Source organism: Pseudomonas lundensis (assembly GCF_015377145.2).
In the GTDB taxonomy this organism is placed as follows: Bacteria; Pseudomonadota; Gammaproteobacteria; order Pseudomonadales; family Pseudomonadaceae; genus Aquipseudomonas; species Aquipseudomonas lundensis.
In genome coordinates, this window is sequence record NZ_CP062158.2 from 1,830,119 (window position 1) to 1,855,217 (window position 25,099).

26 protein-coding genes are annotated in these 25,099 nt (G+C 48.6%); 24 read left to right on the forward strand and 2 right to left on the reverse strand.

The annotated features are described in order from the left end of the window. The first annotated feature begins 275 nt into the window (after positions 1-275). The 23 genes from ihfB (at position 276) to IF654_RS08830 (ending at position 23,202) form a co-directional block, all read left to right on the forward strand. On the forward strand, positions 276-584 hold the full coding sequence (gene ihfB, locus IF654_RS08720) for an integration host factor subunit beta (protein WP_047275326.1): 309 nt from the start codon (positions 276-278) through the stop codon (positions 582-584). 11 nt (positions 585-595) lie between these two features. Next, on the forward strand, positions 596-844 hold the full coding sequence (locus tag IF654_RS08725; protein WP_047282581.1) for a lipopolysaccharide assembly protein LapA domain-containing protein: 249 nt from the start codon (positions 596-598) through the stop codon (positions 842-844). 309 nt (positions 845-1,153) lie between these two features. After that, positions 1,154-2,524, forward strand: a complete 1,371-nt coding sequence (locus tag IF654_RS08730; protein ID WP_099421416.1) for a Wzz/FepE/Etk N-terminal domain-containing protein — start codon at positions 1,154-1,156, stop codon at positions 2,522-2,524. A gap of 79 nt (positions 2,525-2,603) precedes the next feature. Continuing rightward, complete coding sequence (locus IF654_RS08735; protein ID WP_047275321.1) at positions 2,604-4,061, forward strand: MBL fold metallo-hydrolase RNA specificity domain-containing protein; 1,458 nt, start codon at positions 2,604-2,606, stop codon at positions 4,059-4,061. 112 nt (positions 4,062-4,173) lie between these two features. Next, positions 4,174-4,701 (forward strand): transcription/translation regulatory transformer protein RfaH, encoded by a 528-nt coding sequence (gene rfaH, locus IF654_RS08740; protein ID WP_047280435.1) that lies wholly within the window; start codon positions 4,174-4,176, stop codon positions 4,699-4,701. Between the two features lie 158 nt (positions 4,702-4,859). Next, positions 4,860-5,726 carry a glucose-1-phosphate thymidylyltransferase RfbA gene (gene rfbA, locus IF654_RS08745; protein WP_047282579.1) on the forward strand — a complete coding sequence of 289 codons (867 nt, stop codon included), beginning with the start codon at positions 4,860-4,862 and terminating at the stop codon, positions 5,724-5,726. 4 nt (positions 5,727-5,730) lie between these two features. Next, complete coding sequence (locus tag IF654_RS08750; RefSeq protein WP_047282578.1) at positions 5,731-6,138, forward strand: sugar 3,4-ketoisomerase; 408 nt, start codon at positions 5,731-5,733, stop codon at positions 6,136-6,138. Beyond that, positions 6,135-7,316: a formyltransferase family protein gene (locus IF654_RS08755; RefSeq protein ID WP_194862580.1), complete on the forward strand. Its 1,182-nt coding sequence runs from the start codon at positions 6,135-6,137 to the stop codon at positions 7,314-7,316. The genes IF654_RS08750 and IF654_RS08755 overlap by 4 nt, the downstream gene beginning before the upstream one ends. Before the next feature lie 12 nt (positions 7,317-7,328). After that, positions 7,329-8,435 (forward strand): DegT/DnrJ/EryC1/StrS family aminotransferase, encoded by a 1,107-nt coding sequence (locus IF654_RS08760; RefSeq protein ID WP_194862579.1) that lies wholly within the window; start codon positions 7,329-7,331, stop codon positions 8,433-8,435. 2 nt (positions 8,436-8,437) lie between these two features. After that, the gene (locus tag IF654_RS08765; RefSeq protein WP_047282575.1) at positions 8,438-9,694 is read left to right on the forward strand and encodes an O-antigen translocase; all 1,257 of its coding nucleotides are present in this window, start codon (positions 8,438-8,440) and stop codon (positions 9,692-9,694) included. A 34-nt stretch (positions 9,695-9,728) separates the two neighbouring features. Further along, entirely contained in the window at positions 9,729-10,634 is a 906-nt protein-coding gene (locus IF654_RS08770; protein WP_047282574.1) for a glycosyltransferase family 2 protein, read from the forward strand. 13 nt (positions 10,635-10,647) lie between these two features. Continuing rightward, entirely contained in the window at positions 10,648-11,502 is an 855-nt protein-coding gene (locus IF654_RS08775; RefSeq protein ID WP_083331106.1) for a glycosyltransferase family 2 protein, read from the forward strand. Further along, on the forward strand, positions 11,499-12,839 hold the full coding sequence (locus IF654_RS08780) for an oligosaccharide repeat unit polymerase (protein ID WP_047282573.1): 1,341 nt from the start codon (positions 11,499-11,501) through the stop codon (positions 12,837-12,839). Before IF654_RS08775 ends, IF654_RS08780 begins: the two co-directional genes overlap by 4 nt. Then, positions 12,836-13,897 (forward strand): glycosyltransferase family 4 protein, encoded by a 1,062-nt coding sequence (locus IF654_RS08785; RefSeq protein WP_194862578.1) that lies wholly within the window; start codon positions 12,836-12,838, stop codon positions 13,895-13,897. Before IF654_RS08780 ends, IF654_RS08785 begins: the two co-directional genes overlap by 4 nt. Next, the gene (gene gmd, locus IF654_RS08790) at positions 13,890-15,014 is read left to right on the forward strand and encodes a GDP-mannose 4,6-dehydratase (RefSeq protein ID WP_047280429.1); all 1,125 of its coding nucleotides are present in this window, start codon (positions 13,890-13,892) and stop codon (positions 15,012-15,014) included. The genes IF654_RS08785 and gmd overlap by 8 nt, the downstream gene beginning before the upstream one ends. Before the next feature lie 3 nt (positions 15,015-15,017). Beyond that, positions 15,018-15,992 (forward strand): GDP-L-fucose synthase, encoded by a 975-nt coding sequence (gene fcl, locus IF654_RS08795; RefSeq protein ID WP_047280428.1) that lies wholly within the window; start codon positions 15,018-15,020, stop codon positions 15,990-15,992. After that, positions 15,952-16,467 carry a GDP-mannose mannosyl hydrolase gene (locus tag IF654_RS08800; protein WP_269468887.1) on the forward strand — a complete coding sequence of 172 codons (516 nt, stop codon included), beginning with the start codon at positions 15,952-15,954 and terminating at the stop codon, positions 16,465-16,467. The genes fcl and IF654_RS08800 overlap by 41 nt, the downstream gene beginning before the upstream one ends. Positions 16,468-16,486: 19 nt before the next feature. Beyond that, entirely contained in the window at positions 16,487-17,902 is a 1,416-nt protein-coding gene (locus IF654_RS08805) for a mannose-1-phosphate guanylyltransferase/mannose-6-phosphate isomerase (protein WP_047275296.1), read from the forward strand. 4 nt (positions 17,903-17,906) lie between these two features. After that, positions 17,907-18,656: a glycosyltransferase family 2 protein gene (locus IF654_RS08810; protein WP_047282571.1), complete on the forward strand. Its 750-nt coding sequence runs from the start codon at positions 17,907-17,909 to the stop codon at positions 18,654-18,656. Between the two features lie 5 nt (positions 18,657-18,661). After that, positions 18,662-19,630: an NAD-dependent epimerase/dehydratase family protein gene (locus IF654_RS08815; RefSeq protein ID WP_094987918.1), complete on the forward strand. Its 969-nt coding sequence runs from the start codon at positions 18,662-18,664 to the stop codon at positions 19,628-19,630. Between the two features lie 39 nt (positions 19,631-19,669). Further along, positions 19,670-20,689 (forward strand): MraY family glycosyltransferase, encoded by a 1,020-nt coding sequence (locus IF654_RS08820; RefSeq protein WP_047280425.1) that lies wholly within the window; start codon positions 19,670-19,672, stop codon positions 20,687-20,689. A gap of 73 nt (positions 20,690-20,762) precedes the next feature. After that, complete coding sequence (locus IF654_RS08825) at positions 20,763-22,760, forward strand: polysaccharide biosynthesis protein (RefSeq protein ID WP_047280424.1); 1,998 nt, start codon at positions 20,763-20,765, stop codon at positions 22,758-22,760. Between the two features lie 109 nt (positions 22,761-22,869). Continuing rightward, the gene (locus tag IF654_RS08830) at positions 22,870-23,202 is read left to right on the forward strand and encodes a ComEA family DNA-binding protein (protein WP_047275289.1); all 333 of its coding nucleotides are present in this window, start codon (positions 22,870-22,872) and stop codon (positions 23,200-23,202) included. A 57-nt stretch (positions 23,203-23,259) separates the two neighbouring features. Here IF654_RS08830 and IF654_RS08835 read toward each other — a convergent pair whose 3' ends face one another. Together IF654_RS08835 and IF654_RS08840 are read right to left on the reverse strand one after the other, a co-directional pair. Beyond that, complete coding sequence (locus tag IF654_RS08835; protein ID WP_047275287.1) at positions 23,260-23,823, reverse strand: TetR/AcrR family transcriptional regulator; 564 nt, start codon at positions 23,821-23,823, stop codon at positions 23,260-23,262. Between the two features lie 133 nt (positions 23,824-23,956). Continuing rightward, the gene (locus IF654_RS08840) at positions 23,957-24,124 is read right to left on the reverse strand and encodes a DUF2897 family protein (RefSeq protein WP_070413256.1); all 168 of its coding nucleotides are present in this window, start codon (positions 24,122-24,124) and stop codon (positions 23,957-23,959) included. A 230-nt stretch (positions 24,125-24,354) separates the two neighbouring features. Here IF654_RS08840 and pyrF point away from each other — a divergent pair, with 230 nt between their 5' ends. Continuing rightward, entirely contained in the window at positions 24,355-25,053 is a 699-nt protein-coding gene (gene pyrF, locus IF654_RS08845; RefSeq protein ID WP_194862577.1) for an orotidine-5'-phosphate decarboxylase, read from the forward strand. Positions 25,054-25,099: the final 46 nt, after the last annotated feature.

A 25,099-nucleotide genomic window follows, 5' to 3' on the forward strand; every position in this document is an offset into this window, starting at 1 on the left:
TTTCTATCCTCTGTGCTTTGCTTTCCTGGGGTTCTCATGCCTGCGAGGTTGTGTAGCGTTCTCGCTGGTTGAGTCGAATTCAAGCCAATCCAGGTGTCGCTTATTGCAGGGCTGATCGCAGCGTGTCTGTGGTTCTCTTCATTAACCCGAACCTACCTAAAAGTTCCCCTTCAATATTTCTTCAGATAAGTCAATCCCTGGGCTGTTCAAAGTCACTTGATCATGCTAAAACCTTTCAAGCGCTGATCTAGCTGCTTGAAAAAGAAGGGAAAAATATGACGAAGTCGGAGTTGATCGAACGAATTGTCACCCATCAAGGGCTACTCTCATCCAAGGATGTGGAGCTGGCCATCAAGACTATGCTTGAACAAATGTCACAGTCCCTGGCGACCGGAGATCGAATAGAGATCCGCGGTTTTGGTAGTTTTTCGCTGCACTACCGTGCACCTCGTGTGGGGCGTAACCCAAAAACCGGACAGTCTGTCAGCTTGGACGGCAAGTTCGTCCCTCATTTCAAGCCGGGCAAGGAATTGCGGGATCGGGTGAATGAGGACGAGGAAGATGACTTTAATCCTGAAGAGTAAAGGAGCTGCTCATGCGTGCTATTAAGCGCACAGCCGTCGTGGTGGTGTCTCTGCTGATTTTCTTTGGCGTGATTATTTTCATTCTTGAAAATCAGCAAGCGACATCACTGACGTTTCTTGGCTGGAATACGCCACAGCTGCCAGCAGCATTGTTCTTTGTCGGTGCGCTGTTGTTAGGGCTAGCGATTGGCCCGCTTATAGGTTTTCTTGCCTACTGGCGAAAATCCGCCGGCTTGAAGCGCCGCATGCACCTTAACTGACCTACGCGTTCAACGTTCATGCGCTTGAGCTTTTACGAGGCGAGTCAGGCGCGTTGAGTGAGGCGGTGTAAGAAATACGGCTTTTTCTGTGTAAGTGATTTCTCAGGAGAATCCCTACTTATGCTCAAGCCTTGTATTGTTTTGTAATACTGGCAGAATGCGGGCTGTTCTCGATTGCCAGCTATTTTTTGTGCTTCACCAGGTGCGCAGTGATGCCATTACCCGGTTGAAAATAAATCGTATTTCAAGCACGCAAGAAAAATTTCTGCATGACGAGCCCGCAGTTTCTTTTGAAGGCAGGCCCTTGTTGTGACCAGTATTTCTCGTATACCCAGTGGCTCATCATCGGATGAGATTGACCTGATTGCTTTATTTCAGGCGATTTGGCAGCAAAAGAAAATTATCATTGCCACAACTATCATCAGCGGGATGATAGCACTGGGCTATGCCTATTACGCAACGCCTGAATATCAAGTCACCAGCGTTCTTCGCCCTGCGGCGATCAATGAGCTGGACGCGCTCAATCGCTCAGGCGTCTACACGCTGCCGCCCAGCGAAGCGTTGATGAAAGTGGGGGCCAGCCTGGAGTCATACGATTCGCGCCTGGGCTTCTTCCGGGACAATCAGGAACTCTTCAGACAATTCAAGCGTCCAGGCCGGACACTTGAGCAAAGTTTTGAAGAGTTCAACCGTGACTCGCTCAAGCTGGTTTTGCCAGACCCTAAAAAAGCGGATGCACTCAGTGCGTTCATTGGTCTTGAGCTGAATTACCCTAAGGGCGTGGATGGTGTGCAGATTCTCAATGGCTTTGTTGATTACGCAATCAATGCAGAGCGCGAGCAGATCGCTGCTGACCTGAAAGTCATCGTCAATAACCGTCTGACTGAGCTCAAAGGCAAGATCGACGCTGCCCGCTCAAGTTATGAAAATGACAAGGCAGCTCGTATCGCCACGTTGCAGGAAGCAGATAACCTCAAGCGTGCTCAGCTACAAGACGAGTTGAAAGCCTTGCGTCAGCAGCTGAAAGTAGCGCGTTCAGACAGAATGGCGCAATTGTCAGAAGCGATTGGCATTGCCAAAACCTTGGGGATTCAAAAGCCGACTACGCCTTCTGCCTTGGGCGACTCTGTACGTTCGGGCGATACCAGCGTCATGCGCACCGAAATCAACAACCAGCAGATTCCTCTCTACTTTATGGGTGTTGAAGCCCTGGAGGCGGAGCGTGCGGCCTTGCAGCAGCGTAAAACGGATGACTTCACCGAAGGGCGCATTGCACAGATCGCCCGTGAGTTGCAATTACTGCAAAGCAACAGGGAAGTAGAAGTGCTCAAGCAGCGTCAAAATGAAGACGTGTTTTTGAGTGGGGTTGAACCTCTGCGTGCAGAAGTCGTACGGTTGGGCAACTTGAACAATCTGGATTTCACAAACCTGAAGCTTGTTTCCATCGACCGTAAAGCGTTGGAACCGATGGCGCCTGTTAAACCCAAAAAGTCGTTGATTGTAGTGATGGGTTTGTTGCTCGGTGGCATGTTTGGAGTCTTCATTGTGCTAATGCGGTACTTGGTCAAGTCGCATCGACTTCAGCAGCAAAGACTGTCCCCGGTGCTCTCTGCGACGTTAAGTGGAGCACAGGGTGTGGTGAGCGGTAACGGAAAAGTCTTGCAAAGTGATCGTCGCTGATCGGTTAGATGCCTGGATGCATCTCGACCTGACTTGTGGACTAATTGCCTCTTCATGGAGTTGAGCCGAGAGCAAGCCTATGCCGTATCCACACATCATTCACCATGGGGCCGTTAATGGCGTCACAGGTTCATGCCACCAACTGGTGATGGATGCTGACGCCAGTCTGTTGATTGACTGTGGCCTTTTTCAGGGAACTGAAAAAAGTGCCAATGCCAGCGTTCATAGCCAGCAGCAAGGCATCGATTTTTGCCTGGAAGGTATCAAGGCGTTGGTGGTTACGCATGTGCATGCTGACCACGTGGGTCGAATTCCTTGGTTGCTGGCAGCGGGTTTCGAGGGGCCAATCATTTGTAGCGAACCCTCGGCCAAGCTTTTGCCATTGGTTCTTGAGGATGCTTTCAAGCTTGAAATAAGTCGCGACTCCAAAAAAGTTGAGCGTTATCTAGAGTATGTAGATGCCCGCATTGTGGCGTTGCCTTACGGCCAATGGCACGCGATTGAATCCGGTGAGCATGTACTGCCGCGAATCCGCTTACAGCGCGCAGGCCACATCCTGGGTTCGGCGTATGTGGAATGTGATCTGAGCTACCCGGCTCATGACCAGAACCTGAGGATCGTGTTTTCTGGCGATTTAGGTGCCCCGCATACCCCTTTGTTACCGTCTCCTCAATCTCCCGAACGTGCGGATGTACTGGTCCTGGAAAGCACCTACGGCGATCGTTTACATGAGGGCAGGGCTTGCCGTCAGTTCAAGCTTGAACACGCCATCGACAAGGCATTGGCAGACCACGGCACTTTGTTGATTCCGGCATTCAGCATAGGCCGTACCCAAGAACTGCTCTGCGAAATTGAAGACATCCTGCACCGAAAAGCAATGCTTGCAGTGAATCCTGCAGCGGCAAACAAGGATCAATCCTTGCCGGTCAATTGGCCGCAATTGCCTGTCATCGTCGATTCCCCCCTGGCAGGTCGGCTAACAGCTGCATATCGCCAACTGGAACCTTACTGGGATGGGTCTGCACGTGAGCACTTGAGCGATAATCGTAACCCTCTGCTTTTTGAACAATTAATCACTATCGATAGCCACGCAAAACACCTGCAAACAGTCAACTATCTAAGCAGCACGGGTCGCCCCGCCATTGTGATAGCGGCAAGTGGCATGTGCTCCAGCGGTCGAATTGTTAATTACCTCAAAGCCATGCTTTCAGACCCAAGGCATAATGTACTTTTTGTGGGTTATCAAGCGCAGGGTACAGTTGGCGCAAATATTCAAAAATACGGATCGACAGGTGGTTTTGTTGAGTTAGAAGGTGAGCGCTGTATTATCCGTGCAGGCGTTTCGAGCTTAGGCGGATATTCTGCCCATGCTGACCAACAAGATTTGCTCAATTTTGTATCCGGTATCGACCCGTTGCCCAAACAAATACGCTTGGTGCACGGCGAGCTTTTTGCAAAAGAAACCTTAGGGAATGAACTCTACAAGCTCTACAACACTCGAAGCCAATCACTCGAGCTACTGATTCCTGAATATTAAACCTGAACACGTGCGATGACATATCGCCACTACTAAAAGACCCTGACGGTTTGCCCGCGCAATCATGACAGGCACGATGGCAAACCACGGAAGACCGCTTGATGATTGACCCATGGACCTGAGAAGCAACCACAATGCCCAGACATCCGTTGCGCCAAAGCAGGGCAACTGGTACTTGGTGCAGTGCAAACCTCAACAAGATGAGCGCGCAGAAGAAAACCTTATGCGTCAGGGCTTTGGATGTTCACGTCCAGTCTGCCGCCGTGAGCGCATGCTAAGAGGCAAGCGTCAAATCATCGAAGAATCGTTGTTTCCAGGCTATCTCTTCATCCACATGCCAGTCGGTTCAAACTGGGCGCCTCTGCGCTCGACGCGAGGTGTGGCACGTATTGTTGCGTTTGGTGGACGCCCCTTGGCAGTCGCTGACGATCTCATCGAAACACTCCAGTCGCGTGTCAAAACGCAGCTGATCTCCCAGTTCACGCCAGGTGAGCACGTTGTCATCAAGGATCACGGATTTGAAGGCATTGAGTCCATCTTCATGGCAATGGAGGGAGATGAAAGGGTCATTTTGCTTATCAATCTGCTAAATCGGCAGCAACAGATCAGTTTGCCTCTGGCGAGTATCGCCAGTCGCTAAAGCAATACTCAGGATCGCATCCTGGGCAGCTATGGATTAAACCGTTCTCAGGAAATTGACGATCAATCCTGGGGCGGTAGCGTGTTTAAACTTTAAGCTGACACTTCGGTTGGTTGAGTGCTCACCAAGCGCTGAAAATTATTACGGACGACTAAGTCATGAAAGGCATTATTTTAGCCGGCGGATCGGGTACAAGGTTGTACCCGATTACTAAAGGCGTCTCTAAGCAACTTTTACCTGTCTACGACAAGCCGATGATTTACTACCCGCTTTCGGTATTGATGTTGGCGGGCATTAAAGATGTGCTGCTCATCAGTACCCCGCAAGATATTGATAGCTTCAAGCGCCTTTTAGGAGATGGTTCAGACTTCGGGATTAACTTGAGTTACGCGGAGCAAGCATCACCTGACGGGCTGGCGCAAGCCTTTATTATCGGGGAATCATTCGTCGGTCAGGATTCAGTGTGTTTAGTGCTAGGCGACAATATTTTCTATGGTCATGGCTTTGGTACCATGTTGCGTAATGCAGCAAAAATAACCGATGGCGCTACAGTTTTTGGTTATCAGGTTAAAGACCCTGAGCGTTTCGGTGTGGTTGAATTTGACAAAGAAAAGCGCGCTATTTCGATTGAAGAGAAGCCACTTAAACCGAAATCTGACTATGCCGTGACTGGGCTTTATTTTTACGACAATGAAGTGCTTGAAATTGCTAAGTCAGTCAAGCCTTCGGCGCGGGGTGAGCTTGAAATAACCAGTATAAACCAAGCCTACCTGGATCGTAATAAACTGAACGTTGAATTGCTCGGTCGTGGTTTTGCCTGGTTAGACACCGGTACTCATGAAAGTTTGCTGGAAGCAAGTCAGTTTGTTGAAACCATTGAAAAGAGGCAAGGTTTTAAAATAGCCTGCCTGGAAGAAATTGCATTTAACAATGGTTGGTTGTCAGTTGATTCGATGTATCGTATCGGTCAGGCATTAAGCAAGAATAGTTATGGGAAATATATTCTTTCTCTTGCAGGAAATTAACGCTATGTTTTTGACTGATTTGATTCCTTTGCGAACGCTTGGCGATGACAGAGGTGGGCTGACTGTATTGGAAGGTGGAAATGACCTCCCTTTCGAAATTAAGCGCGTTTACTACCTCACACGGACTAAACCAAAAGTATCTCGCGGTTTTCATGCACATATTGCATTGAGACAAATGGCCGTATGCATTTCGGGCGAGTGCGAGATGGTGATGGATGATGGGTATGTAAGGGAAACTGTGCTAATGAACTCTTCTGAGCGCGGTATTCTCATTGAGCCAATGGTGTGGCATGAAATGCATAATTTTAGCGAAGACTGTGTGCTATTAGTTTTGGCTAGTGATATCTATGATGAAGCAGACTATATAAGAATATATGATGATTTTCTGGAAATCGTGCGAGCTAAATCATGATAGTAATTGCGGGAAAAAATAATATAGCAGTCTATGGGTTGGAGCTTGCACTGCGTAAATATGATCGTAATCAGATAGCAGTTGTATGTAATAAGAACGAAACGGGTGTGGATGGTTGGCAGAGATCATTACGTAAATTTGCTTTAGATAATCAGGTTCAAGAAATAACCCTTGAAGAAGCATATGCGCGTACGTCTATTTGTTTCTTATCCTTAGAATTCGATTCTTTAGTTGTACCTGAACGTTTCAAAATAGTAAATATATTTAATATACATTTTTCTTTGCTTCCAAAATACAAAGGCATGTTCACCTCGGTGTGGCCTATATACAACGCTGACAAAAAGTCTGGCGTGACACTCCACTACCTTGATAAAGGTATTGACACCGGAGATGTTATATCCCAAGTTGAGTTTTCAATAGAAAGTAATTGGGTTTCGCGTGACGTTTATTTCGCCTATATCAAATACTCTTGTTCTTTATTAGAAGAAAATTTTGAATCGATTGTCAGTGGCTTATGCAAGGGTAAGCCTCAAGAGTGTATGGGTTCCACATATTACTCAAATAAATCCATCGATTTCTCGAATCTATTACTGCCCAAAAAAGCTACCGCTTGGGAGTATAGGAATTATATAAGAGCATTTTCATTCAGGGAATATCAGTTCGTAAGTGTGGGGGGTAATAAAGTAGTTTGGGCGGAAATCTTGCCTGCTAAGTCCACAGCTAAATGTGGAGAGCTTTTTAATGCAACTAAAAATTATGTCGATATGGCGTCGATAGATTATGATCTTCGCTTGTATTTCGATTGCCTTGATGAGTTTTTGGCGGCCTGTAAAGTCAATGATCTTGTTGCCGTTAAGCGTTTGCGATTTAATATTTCTGGAATCAATGATGCTATTGTCAACGGCTGGACACCATTGATTGTCGCTAGTTTTTTTGGTTCATTTGAAGTGGTGAGATACCTATTGAGTGAAGGTGCTGATCCCCAGAGGTCTAATATAAAGGGCACCACGCCTTTGATGTATGCGAAGGATGCGTTTTTTTCCGGGAGATGCTTTAAAACTTTCGGTTTATTAATGAGTGCTGGCGCTGACCTAGTTCAGGTAGATTACTCAGGGAAGCAGTTGTATGACTATCTGACTTCCGCTCAGATTTGCGATTTGCAGAAATCACTTGGATAAGGACGGTGAAGCATGATTCCATTTCTTGATTTAAAAAAAATAAACTCAACTATGTCTTCTGAGCTGTTAGCGGCTTGTGCCAGAGTAATAGATTCTGGTTGGTATATTGGTGGTAGTGAACTTTCTTCCTTCGAAGCTGAGTTTGCTCATTATTGCGGAGCACAGCATTGCATCGGCGTTGCAAATGGTCTTGATGCATTGAGTTTGACTATACGAGCCTGGAAGGAACTTGGTAAGCTTTCAGACGGAGATGAGGTTATAGTTCCATCAAATACGTACATCGCAAGTATTCTTGCTGTCAGTGAGAACGGTTTGGTGCCTGTGTTAACCGAGCCGGATGTTAATACGTATAATCTATGCCCTGAAAACACCAGGCAAGCTATAACACCTAGGACCAAAGCCATTTTGCCCGTGCATTTATACGGGCATTTAGCTGATATGCCTGCTTTCATGCAGATCGCCGAAGAACACAATTTGCTTGTTCTTGAAGATTCTGCTCAAGCCCATGGGGCAAGTTTGCATGGAAAAAAGGCAGGTAGTTGGGGACATGCCTCAGGCTTCAGTTTCTACCCAGGAAAGAATTTGGGCGCTTTGGGGGATGCGGGCGCTATCACTACCAATGATGATTCGTTAGCTGACACACTAAGAGCGCTTAGAAACTACGGATCTCAAGAAAAATATAAAAACTTATACAAGGGTGTGAATAGCCGTCTGGACGAAATTCAGGCTGCGATGCTAAGTGTTAAGTTGAAGTACCTCGATGCGCAGACTGCACATAGACAACTCATCGCCTCTCTGTATCTGAATGAAATTAAAAATCCGGAAATCAGTTTGCCTGGCGTGGACGTGTCGAACCAGGTCTGGCATCTATTCGTCATCAGGACTAAACACCGGGCAGCGTTGCAACACCATTTGCAAGAACATGGCGTGCAAACTTTAATTCATTACCCGATAGCGCCTCACAAGCAAGATGCTTATAAGGAGTTTGCGCACCTCCAACTGCCCGTGAGTGAACAACTGCACGCTGAAGTGCTAAGTTTGCCTATTGGTCCTGAGTTAAGTTCCGAAGAAGCACGTCATATTGTGTCAGTCTGCAATAGCTTTAGCGTCAAACATTAAGTATGACCCTAATTAAAACCAGCCTGCTCAATGCGATTGCAGTCATCATAAAAATGCTCACCTTGTTGGGGATCAATAAGGTGCTTGCCGTGTACGTTGGTCCTTCTGGATATGCAGCGATAGGGCAGTTTCAAAACGCTGTACAGATGATTACCGCTTTTTCCAGTGGGGCAATCAATACTGGCGTTACAAAATATACTGCCGAATACCAAGGCGATATTGAGTTGACAAGCCGGTTATGGAAAACGGCAGGCATGATTGTGATCTGTGCCTCTACTGCAGTCGCACTCTTGGTTGCCATTTTTTGTGTTCCGCTTGCACGCTATTTTCTCAATGATGTGACGCTGTCTGGTGTGTTTCTCTGGTTTGCAGCGACCTTGGTATTATTTACATTCAATGCCTTGCTACTCGCTATTCTTAATGGAAAAAAAGAAATCCATAGTTATGTATTGGCCAACATTGCAGGGAGTATATTTTCTTTAGCCGTAACCGTGTTAATGACGATGTACTACAAGCTCTACGGTGCTTTAGTCGCGTTGGCTATTTACCAGTCGATTTCGTTTTTTGTCACATTAGCGATCTGTGGCCGAAAACCCTGGTTCCGTGTGAAGGATATGATCGGGCGTATTGATGGAACGATTGCCCTTAATCTCTCAAAATTCACAGCGATGGCACTCACGTCCGCAGCATGTTTACCCCTCACGTCAATTTTAATTCGTAACACCCTTGGCGAACATTTTGGCTGGGACAGTGCTGGTTATTGGGAAGCAATGTGGCGCTTGAGCACCGCGTATCTCATGTTGGTCACGACGACATTAGGGGTGTATTACCTTCCAAAATTATCTGAATTGAAAGCATCAACGGACATACGTGCTGAAATCATCAATGGTTATAAATATATACTACCGGTCGCTGTTATTATCGGGGGCAGTGTTTATGTTTTGAAGGATTTCATCATCAGTGTGTTGTTTACGCCTGATTTTTATCCCATGCGCGAACTTTTTGCATGGCAGTTAACAGGTGATACGCTAAAAATTGGCAGCTGGATCATTGCTTATCTAATGATCAGCAAGGCAATGATTCGGTTATACATTGTTTCCGAAATAATCTGTGCGTTAGTTTTTGTCGCGAGTGTTAAGTTTTTCACTTTGGTATTGGGTTTTCAGGGCGCAGCTGTTGGATATGCCTTCACATACTTTTTATATTGGCTTGTGATGGGGTCTATCGTCTGGAAAAGAATCGATCGTCTTGAATCCTGAATAAGCAGTCCGACATTAACTGAGTAGGCAATTTATGAGTTCTGAACCGTTAGTAACCATTGTGATTCCATCCTATAACCATGAACGCTATGTCGTGGATAGTATAAAAGGGGTGGTGTCTCAAACCTATAATAACGTTGAGTTGATTATTATTGATGACGGCTCAACGGATGGTTCAGTGTCTAGAATTGAATCCATGCTTGACACTTGCCGTGAACGCTTCAAGCGATTCGAGTTTCGCTCGCGACCCAATAAAGGTTTATGCGCCACCCTCAATGAAGCCTTGGAGTGGTCTCAAGGTGAATTTTTTTCATTAATCGCCAGTGATGATATTTTGCTGGAGAATAAAACCAGCGTATTAGTTGACGTTTTAAAGACAGACGATTCCATCGTGGCAGCCTTTGGCGGTCTTGAATTGATTGATGATCTTAACCGTCCTGTTGCCAGTGTGTACGGGGCTAATAAAGTTCACACATTTGATGAGATCATCATGGGGGAAACAGTCCCCGGAGCGCCTGCCGGGCTGATGAGAACGCCTGCATTAAAACGTGTAGGTGGGTACCCTGAATCCTTGAGTGTCGAAGATTGGTACATGTGGTTGACGTTAACCAACACCGGGCAGCGTTTGCGATCGATCAAAGAACCCGTTGTCAAATACCGGTTACATGAAAATAACACCGCAAAAAAATACAAGTTGATGCATGAGCAACGATTGAAAATACTCAGCTTTTTTACACAGAGTCATCTTTATTCTCGTGCCGTCAATCGGGCGTATTTAACGTCTGCAGCGGAGGCCAGTAGTGTTCCCGATGTCCCATTTACCCTCGCAATGATCAGGTCAGCTAAGGGTGAAAGTTATCGCTTACGCTGCCTGTACCTTGTCAAATCGTTACTTCCTAAATCTATTGTTAAAGTTGCCAAGATTTTTTTGAAAAAATAAGGATGCGTGTGAGATGAGTAATGTGCGGTTGTCGTTAATTGGAACAAGTCAGGGTGGGCGCGAGAAAGAAATATTTCGCTTGTTAGAAAGTCTGGTCAGTGTTCGTGATTCTGTAGAGCTAGTATTTGTAGATCAAACTAGAGGCGATGCAATAAGCTCGGTTTTTGATAAATTCATTGGCCAGGTTAATTTTAATCTTATTAAAACTGATCCGTGTTCTCTGTCTATCGCTAGAAATTTGGCTTTGGATAATGCTAAAGGGAATATTATCGGATTTTGTGATGATGATGCTTTTTATTCTGCCTCAAGTCTCGAGTATATTTGCAATCTAACCCTGGACGGGGCAATTGTTTCGGTTCCCGTGGTTGATCAGGCAAGCGGAAATAATTATGCAGGCAGAAAGTTTCCGCCTCATAAAAGTGTGATGAGTTACTCTCAAGTCATCAGATATTCTTTAAGTGTCGGAACATTTATTTTTAAAAAATCAGGAAAACCTTTTTCAGAGAAATTTGATGAACGATTGGGGGTCGGAACTCCATTGGGTGGGTCAGAAGAAACCGAATTATTTTTCCGGCTGAAAAGTGAAGGGTTTAGTACTGTCTTTGATCCAGCTGCTTTTGTATTTCATGATAATGATATGCCATCCCCAAAACAAAATGATCTTTCTCTTAAATATCAACGGTATGCGACCGGTTATGCGGTTGTAATTAAGAAGTACCTGATGGCATCAAATGGGGCTTTAGGTGCGGAAATAGTGAATGTGTTAGGTCGCTCGTCGATTGGATTGCTGTTTCCATCAAGGCGTAAGGTTTGCTGGGGACGGCTTAAAGGATTCGTTTCTGGTCTTGTCAAGCATCGTCTTGTATGAAAGCTATGAATAAAATACTGAATTATTTGGCATATTTTACTATTGTTTTATTATTTTTAGTTGTACAGATTTTTTTCATAGATGCTGATGTCACCAATCTTGATGAGTTCTCAGTAGAAATCATTTCATGTATAGCAATAGCCTATGCGTCAGTTGCATATCTCGTTTTTGCTAAAAGATATTTATATTTGTTCGATGCTTTGTTTGTGTTGCTTTTTCCTTGTTATTATTTGTTTTCGTATGTATTTAGTGTTTATTTAGGTTTCTCACCCTTCAGTACTTCTCTCGCTACTGCAAATGAAGTTCTTTTTATTTGTACCTCTGCATGGTTTGTCAGTGTTTTTATTCTTCTTCTTCGACCCAAAGGCGTTTCAGTGCAGAGGTACTTTACCGCTTTCGCTCGCTTTCAAAGTCTAGCGCACCGCAGCAATATGAGTTTTGTATTTGCTTTCCCTATAGCCATGGCAGTTTCATTATTCTTCTTTAGTAGTGTTGCAAGCTTGAGTTTTGCGCAGTTGCTCACGAGTTCAAGATTAGAGCTGATAAGTCAGGTTGGGGAGCAGGGTTGGTACTTGAAGTATTTGATTATTGCCTATGCGTGGGTCTTGTGTGTATACGCAATGGAATTTGGTCCGCGAAAACTATTATTGAAGGCCTATTTACTCATTCCTTTAGTGTTATATGCAATCAGTTTGATCCTTGTCGGTAGTCGGCGAGAATTGTTATTCATTATCGCGTTTTTCGGATTTTATTACTATGTGAAGTGTCAGGGTGTTATACAAGTTCGGTTTGTGATTATTTTCGCCTGTGCTGTTTTGGCGTTGGTTTCTCTAGGGGTAGTGAGGGCGCAGGGAGATGATCAGATTCAGTTGTATATCAATGCATTTGGAGAGTTCCTGTTTCCTATAAGTACGCTGTATTACTTCGTAGAAAATGGGGTGAAAGGGGTTGGGGTTGGTGAATCCTATATTCAGGTATTCTTGAATTTTGTTCCTAAAAATATATACCCAGACAAACCTCTTTCTCTTGCTGTTCAATTTGCTGAACTGGTTGCACCGCCTGGTGCCCAATTTATTATGGGTTATGCTTTTACGCCGGTGACTGAGGCTTATGTTAACTTTGGTAAATGGGCCATCGGCGTGCTTCCACTAACGGTTCTGCTCATATCGTATTTGTCTGAATTTATAGCCAGACGTTATGTGTTTATCCCCATTATTCTTGGCGCACAAGCTTTGAATTTTCAACGTGGTGAATTCTCATCGTTTCTCTTTGAGGTGATCATGTTGTGTGTGTGTTTCTATTTTTTCATGCTGTTATCAAGGTGCCGTTTTAGATGATGGTTTTCATTGATGGGATTATTTTTGCGCTGCAAAAAGCAGGCGGTATTTCTATTTGTTTTGCGGAGCTTAGTAGCGCTATTTCTCAACGGCAAATAGGGTGTTTCTTTCTGAGCTATGGTGGTAATAAATTATTCGATGTGTCTATTGTTTCTGAGTCAAATTTAGTAGCTCCAAAGAAGAAATGTTTGCCTTTGTCTGTCGAGCGTTACATGGATGTAGAGGTGAGTGTTCCTGCGTCAGTGTTTCATTCGTCGTATTATAGACTGCCCAAGGATAAGGGTATTAATGTCGTTACAACGGTTCATGATTTCACTTACGAGCACTTCGAGTCGGGTTTAAAAAAATTTGTGCATGCTTATCAAAAGCGGCGCGCGATCTTAAATAGTAATGTCGTGATTTGTATTTCTGAAAATACTAAAAAAGACTTGCTGAGATTTATTCCTGAAGCGGCGGAGAAAGATATTCGAGTTATATATAACGGGGTGTCGAACGATTATAGACCCCTCGATAACGCAGAGCAGCCTATTCGGCCCGTTGTTATTTTTGTGGGTGCACGTTCGGGCTATAAAAACTTTGCCTGTCTTGTCTCGGCACTCAAAGACTTGCCTGATTATGATTTGGCCTGTGTGGGGGGTGGGGCGTTTACGTCGCAGGAGTTAGCTTTGCTTGATTCCTTAATCCCAGGGCGCTACAGGCATGATAGTTACTTGTCTAATGAAGGCCTGAATATGCTTTATAACCAAGCTTTCTGTCTTGTTTATCCATCCTTGTATGAAGGTTTTGGTATTCCAGCATTAGAGGCGATGCGGGCCGGTTGCCCTGTTATAGCCGCTAATTCTTCCTCGCTGCCCGAAATATGCGGCGACGCAGCTATATTATTAGATAAGGTTTCACCAAGCACTGTTGCAGATGCTATAAAATCCCTTGAAAACAAAATCCTCAAAGAGGCCTATGTTCATAAGGGTTTAAAAAATTCATCCAGATTTTCATGGGAAAAAAACGCCCAGGAAATCATTGGTATTTACAAAGAGTTGTGTGGAGAAGCACGTGAGTAAAAAAATAGCGTTGATCACAGGTGTCACAGGCCAGGACGGTTCTTATCTGGCGGAGTTTCTGCTGGAAAAAGGTTATGAAGTTCACGGTATCAAACGCCGGGCTTCGTCCTTTAACACGCAACGTGTGGACCACATCTATCAAGATCCGCATGTCGATAATCAGAATTTTGTTCTTCATTATGGCGATTTGACGGACTCTTCAAATCTCACCCGTATCATTCAGGAAGTTCAACCTGATGAAGTCTACAACCTGGGTGCTCAATCCCACGTTGCGGTCAGTTTCGAGTCACCTGAGTACACAGCTGACGTCGATGCGATGGGGACCCTACGGATTCTCGAAGCTATTCGCCTGTTAGGTCTTGAAAAGAAAACTAGGTTTTATCAGGCTTCGACATCTGAGCTTTATGGGTTGGTGCAGGAGATTCCCCAAAAGGAAACGACGCCTTTCTATCCTCGCTCGCCTTACGCAGTCGCTAAAATGTACGCCTACTGGATCACGGTTAACTACCGTGAGGCTTATGGCATGTACGCCTGTAACGGCATTTTGTTTAACCATGAATCCCCACGTCGTGGTGAAACGTTTGTGACCCGTAAGATTACCCGTGCCTTGGCCAATATTTCACAAGGCTTGGAGTCCTGTGTCTTCTTGGGCAACATGGACGCGTTGCGTGACTGGGGTCATGCAAAAGACTACGTGCGCATGCAGTGGATGATGCTGCAACAGGAACAGCCTGAAGATTTTGTGATCGCGACCGGTGTGCAATATTCGGTGCGTGAATTCGTCCGCTGGTCGGCCGCTGAGTTGGGCATTACCTTGCGTTTTGAAGGTACCGGTGTTGAAGAAATCGGCGTGGTCGAATCCATCGATGGCGCATTGGCTCCTGCCCTCAACGTGGGTGATGTCGTGGTGCGTGTCGATCCGCGTTACTTCCGTCCCGCTGAAGTTGAGACGTTGCTGGGCGATCCGACCAAGGCAAAGACCAAGTTGGGCTGGACACCGGAAATCACAGTACAAGAAATGTGCGCCGAAATGGTGCGTGAAGACCTTAAAGTCGCTCAGCGCCACGCCTTGCTGAAGCAGCACGGGCATGATGTCCCTGTCGCCACGGAGAACTGATCTGTGTCCCGGGATCTTAATGAAGCAGTACTGGTAGTCGGGTATCGCGGAATGGTCGGTTCGGCCATTGTGCGGCGTTTGCGGGATCTGGGTTATCAGAATGTTTTGACTGTTGGCCGTGAAGATTTGGATTTACTGGATCAGCAAGCGGTCAAGGCTTACTTCAACGCTCATCAGATTGATCAGGTGTATTTGGCTGCTGCAAAAGTGGGTGGTATTCATGCGAATAACACGTATCCCGCAGATTTTATTTACGACAATCTGATGATTCAGGCCAATGTCATTGAGGCCGCTCATCGCGTAGGCGTGCAGAAGTTACTGTTCCTCGGATCTTCGTGCATTTACCCCAAGCACGCTGAGCAACCAATGACCGAGCAGGCGTTGCTCACAGGCACTCTGGAACCAACAAACGAACCGTATGCCATTGCCAAGATCGCCGGTATCAAACTGTGTGAGAGTTACAACCGTCAACACGGTCGTGATTACCGAAGTGTGATGCCTACCAATCTGTATGGCCCGCATGACAATTATCACCCGGATAACAGTCACGTCATCCCTGCTTTGTTGCGCCGCTTTCATGATGCTGTTCAGCAAGGTACAGAGGAAGTCGTGATCTGGGGCAGTGGGCAACCGATGCGTGAGTTTCTCCATGTTGATGACATGGCTGCTGCCAGTGTTCATGTCATGGAGCTGGATGCTGATATTTACCAGGCCAATACCCAGCCAATGCTGTCGCACATTAATGTGGGTACTGGCATTGATTGCACCATTCGTGAGCTGGCAGAAACGATCGCCAAGGTTACCGGGTTTGCGGGGACACTGACTTTTGATGCCAGCAAGCCTGATGGCGCACCCCGCAAGTTGATGGATGTATCACGCTTGCGCTCTATGGATTGGGAGGCAAGTATTGATCTGGAGACGGGTCTGGCAAATGCCTATGAGTGGTTTGTTACTCACCGGCAAGCGGTGCGAGGCTGATATGTATTTGGAGCATGACACCTTCAAAACGGTTGTCGACTCCACATGCCTGGTTTCTATCGACCTGGTCATCACGCGTAGCGACGGTCGAGTTCTGCTCGGCCGTCGAGTCAATCGACCGGCGCAGGGTTATTGGTTTGTACCGGGCGGCCGAGTCTTTAAAAACGAGTCACTGGATGCGGCATTCTCACGTTTGACGGCACTTGAGCTTGGTACCTCTTTTGAGCGCACTAACAGCGTTTTTTTAGGTGTTTACGAGCATTTTTATGACAACAGTGTGTTTGAAGCTCAGCCGGTGCAAGTAAGTACTCACTACGTGGTCATGGCGCATCATGTGAACCTGGCGGAGTCGGTGGAGTTAAACCTGCCTTCTGATCAGCATGCGGCCTATGTGTGGTGGACGCTTGACGAAATAAAAGACAGCCCACTTGTTCACCATTACACTCGTGCCTATTTGGCCGCGTTGACCCAGTAAGAATCAAAGGATGATTTCGATGTTTGTTCCAGTAATTATGGCGGGTGGTTCGGGCACTCGTTTGTGGCCACTGTCCAGGCAGTTGAACCCCAAGCAGTTCCTGCCGCTTGTTGATGCTGATTCCACCATGCTTCAGGCTACGCTCAAGCGTCTTGAGGGATTGGATCAATCGATGCCTGTGCTGATTTGCAATGAGCACCATCGTTTTCTTGCGGCAGAACAGCTTCGGCAAGTCGGCATGGAACAGGCCACCATCATTCTTGAGCCAGTAGGCCGTAATACGGCGCCTGCGATCGCCCTGGCTGCGATGCAGGCGACGCGTGACGGCGCTGACCCGATTATGTTGGTGCTGGCTGCAGACCATCTGATTAAAGATGTAGCAGCGTTTCAGGCAAGTGTCCTCATCGCCTTGAATCTTGCACAGACGGGTAAGTTAGTGACCTTTGGGATCACGCCTACACACCCGGAAACCGGTTACGGTTATTTGCAAATGGGGCAAAGCGTAGGTGAGGGCGGTTTCGAAGTCAGCCAGTTCGTCGAAAAACCGGATCTGAGCACAGCCCAGGCGTACTTGGCAGACGGTGGGTATTACTGGAACAGCGGCATGTTTATGTTCCGCGCAAGCCGCTACCTTCAAGAGCTTGAGGTGTTCCAGCCTGATATTTTGGCTGCTTGCCGCGCGTCTCTTGAGCAAGGCCAAACGGACATGTTTTTCACCCGCGTGAACAGCGACATCTTTGGGGCTTGCCCGGATGATTCGATTGATTATGCGGTGATGGAGAAGACGGCGCATGCTGTCATGGTGCCACTTGACGCGGGTTGGAGTGATATCGGTTCATGGTCTGCACTCTGGGATGCTGGCGAGAAATCAGCTGACGGCAATGTCATCAAAGGTGATGTGCTCTCAGAAAACACAACTGGGAGTTACGTTCACGCTACTCATCGATTAGTCACAACGGTGGGTATAGAGAACATGATTGTTGTTGAAACCAAAGATGCAGTGTTGGTTGCTCATAAAGATCATGTACAAGACGTCAAGAAAATTGTCGATCAATTGAAGAGTTCCAAGCGCCACGAACAGGTCAATCACCGCGAGGTGTACCGCCCTTGGGGTGTTTACGATTCAATCGATAACGGTGAGCGGTATCAGGTCAAGCGGATAACGGTCAAACCCGGCGAAAAGCTTTCTGTTCAAATGCACCACCATCGCGCAGAACACTGGATTGTCGTGAGTGGCACGGCGAGCGTCACCAATGGTGATAAAACGTATCTTGTGACCGAAAATCAGTCTACCTACATTCCGATAGGGCAAATTCACGCGTTGGAGAATCCTGGCATGATCCCGCTTGAATTGATTGAGGTTCAGTCGGGTTCGTACTTGGGTGAGGACGATATTGTCCGCTTCGAAGATATCTATGGTCGTGTGAAGGGTTGATGCGTTGAAAATTTCCATTGTTACCGTTTGCTATAACAGCGCTGCCACGATCCGCGATACGCTGGAGTCCGTACTGTCACAGACTTACAACAATATTGAATATATTGTTGTTGATGGGGCTTCTAAGGATTCCACGCTCGACATTGTGAATGAGTACGCAGGCCGGATATCGACAATTGTCAGTGAACCTGACAAAGGTATTTACGATGCCATGAATAAAGGCGTCAACCTGGCAACGGGCGATTTTGTCGGAATTTTGAATTCGGATGACATTTTCGCGAGTGCAACGACGATCGAAAAGCTTGTTGAGTTTTTGCTTGCCAACCCCGGTTGTGACGCATCTTATGCGGATTTGGTATTTGTTGAACGCGATAATACGGATTCGGTAACCCGTAGATACTCGTCAAAGGGTTTCTCGCCCTGGAAGGTGCGCTTTGGCTTCATGGTGCCTCATCCGACGTTCTATGCCCGCAAAAAGCTGTTTGAGCAGTATGGTGTTTACAAGTTGGGCTACCGAGTGTCAGCCGATTTTGAATTGATGGCGCGCTTTATTACCCGCCGTATCAACTTGCAACGCCATGATGCAGTGATGGTAAAAATGCGGGAAGGGGGTATCAGCACAACGGGGTTTTGGTGGAAAGTTCATCAAAACATGGAGATTGTACGTGCCTGTAAAGAAAACGGGATCTATACCAATATTTTCATGGTTGCAATGAAGATTCCTTTCAAGCTCGCCAGTTATATCTTCAAGTGAAGCCGATGAAAACCCTTTTGTTAACCGGAGCAACTGGTTTTGTAGGCTCTGCTTTATTGACGCATCTCTGTGCACATACTCAGTATGAGGTGCGCGTTGCTACCCGGTCTGAGCCTGCTGCAGATTTGGCACAAACGTTCAAAACATTCAACGTAGGCGATTTTTCATCCAGCCCAGACTGGGGTGAAGCACTCGCAGGTGTCGACTGTGTCGTTCATATGGCGGGGCGTGCGCATGTGATGGCACGCGAAAAAGATGCACTCTCACTCTTTCGTAGAGCGAATACGGATGCAACCCTCGAACTGGCTCGCCACGCGATTGAAAAGGGTGTTCAGCGATTCGTTTTCATCAGCTCAATAGGGGTTAATGGCGCCTATACACCGTCAACGGCGTTTGATGAAACCTGTCCGGCGAATCCCCATGCCGATTACGCGATTTCTAAATTTGAGGCTGAAGAAAGCCTGAAGGCGCTGTGTGATTCGCATGCCATGGAGCTAGTCATTATTCGGCCTCCATTGGTGTATGCAGCCCATGCACCAGGGAATTTTCAGCGCTTGCTAAAGCTGGCTTCTACGGGTGTGCCTCTTCCATTTGGAGGCGTGCGTAATAGCCGAAGCATGGTCGCATTGGAGAATCTGGTTGATTTCATTTCGCTTTGTATGGTCCATCCACGGGCTGCAAATGAACTTTTTCTCGTCAGTGATGGCATAGATATCTCAACGCCTGACTTGGTCCGGTGCATCGGCCGCGGTATGGGGCGCCGGATTGTGATGTTGACGATTCCGGACCCGATGATGCGGCTCATGGCTTCATGCATCGGCAAGCAGAATCTGTACACACAGTTGTGTCGCTCATTGACGGTTAATTCCACCAAGGCTCGTCAACTTTTGGGGTGGATTCCTCCCGTTACCACTGAGCATGCACTGGTCCAGGCAGGTCGTGAGTACATTAACGCCAGATCAATTCAATCGTGAAATGAAAGGACAGGGGCAGTGCTTTATGGAGTGTTGTAAATGATGTGGGTACTTTTATTGGTTGCAGGTTTGGCTGCATTGCTTTTGACGGGTGCGCTAAGGCGCTACGCCTTGGCCAACAGCTTGATTGACACTCCCAATGCTCGTAGTTCGCATACTGTCCCTACGCCTCGCGGTGGGGGCGTAGCCATTGTCATCAGTTTTTGTGTAATGCTCCCTGTGTTCGCGTTCATGGGCGTGATTGATGGGGCCATGACGTTGGCGCTGCTGGGGGCTGGCATTGGCATCGCAGTGCTGGGTTTTCTGGATGACCACGGCCATATTGCTGCGCGCTGGCGGTTATTGGGGCATGTGCTAGGTTCTGTGTGGGCTCTGTTCTGGCTCGGGGGCTTACCTGCGGTCACAGTCTTCGGGGCAAGCATTGACCTTGTCTGGTTAGGGCATATCGGTGCCGTTTTGTACCTGGTGTGGATGCTTAATCTCTATAACTTCATGGACGGTATAGACGGGCTTGCCAGTGTCGAAGCCATCACTGCGTGTTTGAGTATCGTGCTCATTTACAGCCTGTGTGGTTTTGCTGATTTGATCTGGGCGCCTGCTTTATTGGCAGTCACTGTGGCCGGTTTCTTGTGCTGGAATTTTCCGCCGGCCAAGATCTTCATGGGCGATGCCGGTAGCGGCTTCCTCGGCATAACCCTCGGTATTCTGTCGCTGCAGGCCTCATGGGCATCCTTTAACCTGTTTTGGGCGTGGATTATCTTACTGGGCGTTTTTATTGTTGATGCCACGTTTACCTTGATGCGACGCCTTGTTCGCGGTGACAAAGTGTATGAAGCGCATCGCAGCCATGGTTACCAATTTGCCTCGCGTCGCTACGGTAAACATCTGCCGGTGACCTTGGCGGTGGCAGTGATCAATGTGTGTTGGCTACTGCCCATCGCTCTTTGTGTCACCTTGTTGGGGCTAGATGGTCTGCTGGGTGTGCTGTTGGCGTATTTGCCTTTGATTTTGTTGGCTGTCAAGTTTCAGGCGGGCCAGCTGGAAGTGGCCAAGCATTAACGTGTGTGCGGACCTGTTCAGGTTAAAGCTTTTTGTAATCCGTTTTACGCGGTTAACGGTGGTAGAGGAACTTATGGATAAACTTCGGTCTTACTTGCTAGCTTTACCGCGGCGTTATAAACGTGTTTTACAGATAGGCACAGATGTAGTACTGGTCTGGCTTGCACTCTTGCTGGCATTTCTCGTGCGCCTGGGCGTCGACGATATGATCAATCCGGTCAAGATGCACTTTTGGCTTTTTGTCGCCGCGCCGCTCGTAGCCATCCCCCTGTTCATCCGCTTCGGCATGTACCGTGCCGTGATGCGTTATTTCGGTAACGATGCGCTCATCGCCATTATCAAAGCGGTCAGTCTTTCTTCTTTAATATTGGCCGTCGTCGTGTATTGGTACAGTAATCACGACAATGTCGTCCCGCGTTCGATCATTTTCAACTACTGGTGGCTGAGTCTGATCATGCTCGGGGGCTTGCGTCTGGGGATGCGTCAGTATTTTCTCGGTGACTGGTTCGCCGCTGCTCAGCATGTGCCCTTTACCAGCCGTGATGACGGTCTGCCGCGGGTTGCCATTTATGGCGCAGGCGCTGCCGGTAATCAGTTGGTCGCGGCGTTGCGTATGGGCCGGGTCATGCGGCCTGTGGCGTTCATCGATGATGACGAGAGCATTGCCGATCGGGTGATTTCAGGGTTGCAGGTGTTCAAGCCTGATCATATTCAGCAGATGATTGATCGCACCGGCGCACAAGAGCTGCTGCTGGCGATTCCTTCTTCTTCCCGTGGGCGACGCCGCGAGATTCTCGGCCTGCTTGAAGGGTTCCCGCTCCACGTTCGCAGTGTTCCCGGCTTCATGGATTTGGCCAGTGGCCGGGTGAAGGTTGACGATATTCAGGAAGTGGATATCGCTGACTTGCTCGGAAGAGACGCGGTGCCGGCCCAGGGCGAGCTGCTTGAGCATTGCATCAAAGGCCAGAGCGTCCTGGTTACGGGCGCAGGCGGTTCCATCGGTTCCGAGCTGTGCCGTCAGATTCTGGCTTTGCGACCGACCACGTTGCTGTTGTTTGAACACAGTGAGTTCAACCTTTACAGCATCTTGTCGGAGCTTGAGCAGCGGGTTAATCGCGAATCGCTTTCGGTCAGGGTGTTGCCGATTCTCGGGTCTGTACGCAACCAGTCGAAATTGCTGGATGTGATGCGCACCTGGAATGTGGACACGGTTTATCACGCGGCGGCGTACAAACATGTGCCGATGGTCGAGCACAATATCGCCGAAGGTGTGCTGAACAATGTCATCGGTACGTTAAACACGGCTCAGGCGGCGTTGCAGGCTGGCGTGGCTAACTTTGTACTGATCTCGACCGATAAAGCCGTGCGGCCGACCAATGTGATGGGTAGCACCAAGCGTCTGGCGGAAATGACATTGCAGGCTTTGAGCCGGGAGGTGGCTCCAGTGTTGTTCGGCGACAAAGCCAATGTGTCGCACGTCAACAAAACCCGCTTTACGATGGTGCGCTTTGGCAATGTACTGGGCTCTTCGGGGTCTGTGATTCCGTTGTTTCACAAGCAGATCAAAGCCGGTGGGCCTTTGACCGTCACTCACCCGAAAATAACCCGCTATTTCATGACCATCCCCGAGGCCGCGCAGTTGGTGATTCAGGCGGGTTCCATGGGGCAGGGCGGTGATGTGTTTGTGCTCGACATGGGCGAGCCGGTACGCATCGTGGAACTGGCGGAGAAGATGATCCATTTGTCCGGCCTGAGCATCCGTTCTGACAAGAACCTGCATGGCGACATCGAGATTGAATTCACCGGCCTGCGCCCTGGTGAAAAGCTATACGAGGAATTGCTGATAGGCGACAACGTGGTTGCGACTCAGCATCCGATGATCATGAGTGCCAACGAAGACATGTTGTCGTGGGAAGAGCTGAAGAACCGATTGTCCAGTTTGCTGGAAGCTGTCGATAACGATGACTACACCCGCGTTCGTCAGTTGTTGCGCGATACCGTCAGCGGTTATGCCCCAGAGGGTGAGATCGTGGACTGGATCTACCAGCAGCGTCGTTCTGAGCCTTCCTGAGGACATACCCTGCAATTGACACATTTTTGACACTCGCAAGCCATCGTCTAGGTTTTGAGGACAGCTCAGGAAAGCTGTTTCCATTTAACGATGTATTGGAGTGTCAATTATGCGTATCACCCTTGTTCCTTCGTTTGTCATGGCTGTCTTGTTGGGTTTTTCGGGGGCTGTTGTGGCCAACACTGCCCCGGCGTCGCCAGCCCCCGTGGTGTCTGAAGCCGTGATCAGCCCTGAAGCCCAAGTCGTGACGATCAATTTGAACACCGCTGATGAAGCAACCCTGCAGCGTGAATTGTTGGGCGTCGGGGCTGCCAAAGCCAAGGCGATCGTGGCTTACCGCGAAGCCAACGGTGATTTCGCGTCGACGGATGAGTTGATGGAGGTCAAGGGCATTGGTAAGGCGATATTCGAGAAAAACCGGGACAAAGTCGCGATTAACTAAGCGATCCCGTTGAATGAAAAAGGCCAGTCATTGACTGGCCTTTTTGCATGTTGGGGGTCAGGCCGACTTGCCTGAGGCTTTCAACGATGTGCGGGTGACCTCGAGGATTTTCCCGCGAAGCGCTTCGCTCTGCGCACCGCGCGCGAGTACGAGTGCTCCCACCAACGCGGCAAACAACACAATGCTTTGATCTTCGGCATCTGGCCCTTGAAGTTCGGCCTGGATTTGTTTGAGGCGAGCGTTGATGACGTTGTCGGTGATGGCACTGCGGTTGCCGTTCTGCGCCATCTCGACCGACATGGTCGGCAGTGGGCAGCCTTCATGGGGGGAGGTGAGGTGCCAGTCGGACAAATACGTATCGATGAAGGTAGGCAGCGGGCTCGGACCGTTGAAGAGTTCAGCGCAGCGTCCATCCACTTCCTCCGCCGCGTGCTGAAGGGCTTTATCGACCAGCTCATCCTTGGAGGCGAAGTGGGCGTAGAAGCCGCCATGGGTCAGTCCCAATGCCTTCATAAGAGGTTGCAACCCCGTGGCGCCTATGCCGTCACGTCGAAAGCGTGTGGACGCTTCCTCAATGATGCGCTGATGGGTTTGGGCCTTATGGTGTTGGGAGTACCTCATGACGACTGTCTCTTGATTTCAAACAGCCATCATATGCGTCAGTGCGTGAGCAGCGCAGTGGTCTATTCATCCAAACGCGTGTAGGCAATTGGCTATGAGAGCGCACGACTCATCCCTTGCGCCGGCCGGGACGTTAGTTGTCTTTCGACTCCTTGGCGTCCATTTCGGCGTTGCGTTGCGCCACGCGTTTACGCTGTTCGTCTGTGAGTTCGACTTTGTTGGCGGTGTCACGCAGGGTCATGAGGCCGCCCACGATGGCGCCAATTGCAACAATCAGAATTAACCAGGCATACCACGGCATAAGACTCTCCTTGAATGTTCGTTCATCCGGGCTTCAGGGGCCCGGCGAGTGGCGTTATGTAGCTGTGAGTGCCCGCAGGCGTCAGTGGTTCAATTGTAGGCCGCTTATACCGCGACGCATGTTTAATGTTCGGCACCGACTAATATGGTGAATTTACGATCATCGGGTGCCGGTGAGCGGTTGGTTCCGCTACAATGCGCGCCGATTTCGACCAGCCTGAGAACCCGCTAATGTCCGATTGCCAGACTCCTATTATCGTCGCCCTGGATTTCCCTACGCGTGACGCCGCATTGAAACTGGCCGATCAGTTGGACCCCGCGCTGTGCCGCGTGAAAGTGGGCAAAGAGTTGTTCACCAGTTGTGCCTCGGAAATCGTCGGGACACTGCGTGACAAAGGTTTCGACGTTTTTCTGGACCTTAAATTTCATGACATTCCAAACACCACGGCGATGGCTGTCAAAGCGGCTGCCGAGATGGGCGTGTGGATGGTCAACGTTCATTGCTCGGGCGGCATGCGCATGATGACGGCGTGCCGTGAGGTGCTGGACCAGCGCTCCGGGCCGCAACCCTTGTTGATTGGTGTCACCGTGTTGACCAGCATGGAGCGCGAAGACCTTGCAGGTATCGGTCTGGACATCGAACCGCAAGAGCAAGTGCTGCGCCTGGCAGCCCTGGCACAAAAAGCCGGGATGGACGGTCTGGTGTGTTCTGCCCTGGAAGCCCAGGCTTTGAAAGCCGCGCACCCTTCGTTGCAACTGGTGACGCCGGGGATTCGTCCTGCGGGCAGTGCGCTGGATGATCAGCGTCGCATCCTGACGCCGCGTCAGGCCCTGGAGGCCGGTTCGGATTACCTGGTTATCGGGCGCCCCATCAGCCAGGCCGCAGATCCTGCCAAGGCGTTGGCTGCGGTGGTCGCAGAGTTGGCGTAAGCGCTGACGCTGCCTTGCAGGTGTCGATGCCTTCGCAATGAACGTA